Here is a 3573-nt window from a genome sequence, read left to right on the forward strand (position 1 = left end):
CATCGTGAACCTCTGTGGTTTGGTAGTTACGGCAATAACTACGGTTATTTTGGCGTGGTTAAATATGTCGTCCCGAAACCTTAGTCTCGCGAGTGGTACTCTCGTTGCAACCATAGTGCTCTTTGCTCTCCAAATGGCGTATGAGTTCCGCCCAGAGAAGATAAAACATCGCGTCTTCTCAGAAATTGGTAATGCGCACGCAAAAGGGACCCAGGGCGGGCGCGCAAAAGGGGACCACCCATGGGTGAGAGAATAGCGCCCTTTTGGGGCGCCGTCCAGCCCTGGGGACTTCTCCCCGGGCCCCGTCAATGGACTTCCTTTTCACCCCCTTCCTTGGCCTTCAGGCTTTCCCGAAAGCGGTAGCTGTCTCCTTGGATGTCCACGATGTGGACTTTGTGCGTGAGGCGGTCCAGGAGTGCCCCGGCGAGCCGCTCGTCCCCGCCGAATATCTGGGGCCATTGTGAGAAGGGGAGGTTGGTGGTGACCAGCGCGCTCGCCTTCTCGTAGCAGCGGCTGAAGAAGGCGAAGAGGTGCTCGCTCCCGGCCTGGCTGAAGGGGAGGTAGCCAAGCTCGTCCACGATAACCAGGTCCAGCCGGGACAGGCCGGCCTCGAGCTTGAGGAGCCGGCTCTCCTCCCTCGCTTCCAGATAGGTGGTCACCAGGCGCCCGGCGGTGAAGAATCTCGCTTTGAAGCCCTTCCGGCAGGCTTCCCGGCCCAGCGCGACGGCGAGGTGGGTCTTGCCCACGCCCGGGGGGCCCACGAGGATCACGTTCTCCTTCTTCTGGATGAACCGCCCCTGCGAGAGCTCCAATATGCGGCCCTTGTTGAGGGACGGGATGGCGGCGAACTCGAAGTCCGGCAGCTCCTTGCTGGAGGGGAACCCCGCCTGCTTGAGGCGCTTCTCGGCCGCCTTGCCCTCGCGGGCAGCGATCTCGCGCCCGGCGAGGAGTTCGAGGTAGTCCTCGTAGGTCCGCCCCCGCTCCGTGCATTGGCGCGCCGCCTGCTCGTGCTCCCTCGCGAATACGGGGAGCCTGAGCGCCTTGAGGTAGCTCTTCAGCAGGACCGCTTGCCCGCCGCCAGACATGGCCGGGCTCATGGGCTCACCCCCTTCAGGAGCGCGTCATAGAGGCCCGCGGGACGCTTTCCGCTGCCCACCTCGGGCAGGAGAGGCAGCAGGGCCATATCCAGGGGCTGGCGGGCAGCCACCGGCGTGTCCCTCAGCGCCAGCTCCACCGCATCGGCGCTGAACGCCCGCCGGGCAACGCAGTCTTCCACGGCCCGCTTCACCTCCTCCCCGGGGTGCTTCGTCATGAGCAGGAGCACCCTGACGAAGTGCCGGTCCCCCTCGGGGCCGAGCCGGTGGAGGAGTTCGCGCCTGAGACGCGAGAATGCCTCCCCGAACGGCTCCCCCTTGAAGGGGCGGCCGTTGAGCAATGCCCCGGGCTTCCTCTCGAGGACCGGGAGGTAGTGGAAGGGGTCCAGCACGTACTCCCCCTTGCCGGTGCTCCTCCTGTGGGTGGCGATCACCTCCGCCCCGTGCAGGATCTCCACCCTCTCCACGAAGCCCCTCACGTGGCACGGCCTGTAGGCGTGATCGCGGGGCACCGAGTAGTCGTTCCCGTCGAACCGCACCAGCGCCTGCTTCGTGGCCACGGCCGGGGCGCCAACGCACGCCCGGAACGGCGCCCGCGGGAGCGGCAGCATCCCGCCCCGCTCCTCCTCCAACAGCCCTCCACGGGGCTTCCCGAGCCGGGCCACCATCTTGTGCAGGTCCCTTTGGCACGCCGCCGCGAGCTTCTCGTTCAGCTCCTCCAGCGAGGCCGCGCACGGCACCGGCGTCATCAGCGACCGCTGCGCCTCCTTCACGCTGTTCTCCACGTGCCCCTTCTCGTTCCCCCTGGCCGGGTTGCAGAACCGGCTCTCGAACAGGTAGTGGCTCCGCAGCTCCAGAAACTTCGCGTTCAGCTTCCGCTCCCGCCCGCGCCCCACCCTCACCACCGCGCACTTCAAGTTGTCGTACGCCAGGCGCCTCGGGACCCCGCCGAAAAAGCCGAAGGCCGATACATGCCCGTCCAGAAAAGACTCCAGGCTCCCCCGCTCGTACGCCTTCACGAACCACGCCCGGCTGTGGCACAGCCTCATGCAGAACAGGACGGCCACCCGCTCAACGCCGTTCAGGACCGCCAAGGCCTCCCCGAAGTCCACCTGGCCCTCCTCCCCGGGCCCGAACACCAGCGGCACGAAGACCTCCCGCCGCGGCTTCAGCGTCCCGATATAGCGCCGCACCGCGCTCGCGCTCCCAGCGTAGCCGTGCTCCGCTACCAGGCGCTCGAAAACCCTCTGCGCCGTGTGCCGCTGCTTGCGCGGCGCGCCCCGGTCAGCCTCCAGGTACCCAAGGATCACATCGCGAAAAGGACCCACCGCCGGCCTCGCGGGTTCTCCACTGCGGCGGTACCCGGGCGGCGACGGGTACTCAAGCGCCTTCCGAACCGTCTTCCGGCTGTGCCCAAGCTCGCGCGCAGCGCGCCTCACGCTCCAGCCCTCAGCCATCACTTTCCTTCGGATTACTTCGTAGTCTTCCACCTTTAGCATCCTCCAGCCTCCCGTAGCCTCAAAGACCATAGACTACAGGACCGGCCGCTTCAGGTGGTCCCCTTTTACTTGCGCATTCCTACCCCGCCCTGGGTCCCTTTTGCGTGCGCATTACCAAGCCTGATGCCGATTCAAACGGCAGAGGGATCATTCCCACAAATGGAGATAGAACACTTAAACTTGAAAGACAGGGCCTTGTGGCCAGATTTCATCAGCGTGACCCTGAAGAAAGGCGACGGCTTCACAAGGACAGGAATAGACAAGGCACGATATAAACGAGAATTGGATGGCTGTAATAGCGATGTTCACCTCAGGGAATCCTTGGAAGCGCTTGCGCATAAGGCATTGGATCACGATATTTTCATAACATTTTCCGATAGGTTGCTCGGATTGCGTGAGAGAGGTTCTTATAAAGATATAAACATTCTTGCCCCTCAAGAAGCCTTAAAGGTAATTGGTTTGCTTCTGCGATCTCGGCGGCAATACTGCCTATCCCAAGAAAAGGGCACAGTATCCGTTGATAAAAGCGGCTTTTATTTCTATGCGGTGAGGATTTTATTACCCTCAATGTGGCGTTATCTGACCGCTTGCCATATAGACAGTGAATGCGACTATCACGATATCCGGTATTTAGCCTGGACGATTATTCATCGTTTCATACGCGCACTTCAAGCTCGCGACTATATTGGCAGTGAATTCTACAAATCAGATGATTGCAGTGATATCGATCTGTGTCTATATCATTATTATTATTTTTTATTGTTGATATGGGGGGTCTTTGATGCTATCGCAAGAGTTGCCCATAGAACATATAGGCTTCCTAATTCCGAAAAGAATGCATTTCTAGATAAGCGCGAAACCGCCAAGGCACTCAAAGATGCAGGTGCAGGCAGGTTGGTAAGCATTATCAGTGCTTCCAGCTTCAAGAATTTTATAGCGCTCTTAAAAATACGGCTTTCTATTCATGGCAAGGAAGCACA

General features: G+C 60.8%; 3 protein-coding genes. 1 reads left to right on the forward strand and 2 read right to left on the reverse strand.

All coding sequences use genetic code 11. From position 1 onward, the window contains the following. Window positions 1-305: 305 nt before the first annotated feature. Window positions 306-1097 (reverse strand): ATP-binding protein, encoded by a 792-nt coding sequence (locus HY921_00245; protein ID MBI5629301.1) that lies wholly within the window; start codon window positions 1095-1097, stop codon window positions 306-308. Beyond that, window positions 1094-2593: an IS21 family transposase gene (locus HY921_00250; protein MBI5629302.1), complete on the reverse strand. Its 1500-nt coding sequence runs from the start codon at window positions 2591-2593 to the stop codon at window positions 1094-1096. Before HY921_00250 ends, HY921_00245 begins: the two co-directional genes overlap by 4 nt. Window positions 2594-2716: 123 nt before the next feature. On the opposite strand from HY921_00250, the gene HY921_00255 reads away from it, so the two are divergent. Beyond that, on the forward strand, window positions 2717-3573 hold an 857-nt coding region (locus tag HY921_00255), incomplete at its 3' end, for a hypothetical protein (protein ID MBI5629303.1).

It is taken from the genome of Elusimicrobiota bacterium, assembly GCA_016218575.1.
GTDB lineage: Bacteria > Elusimicrobiota > Elusimicrobia > UBA1565 > UBA9628 > JACRDN01.

Coding starts and splice junctions, on each gene's coding strand:
- HY921_00250 (MBI5629302.1), bottom strand. CDS start 2,593: ATGCTAAAGGTGGAAGACTACGAAGTAATCCGAAGGAAAGTGATGGCT.
- HY921_00245 (MBI5629301.1), bottom strand. CDS start 1,097: ATGAGCCCGGCCATGTCTGGCGGCGGGCAAGCGGTCCTGCTGAAGAGC.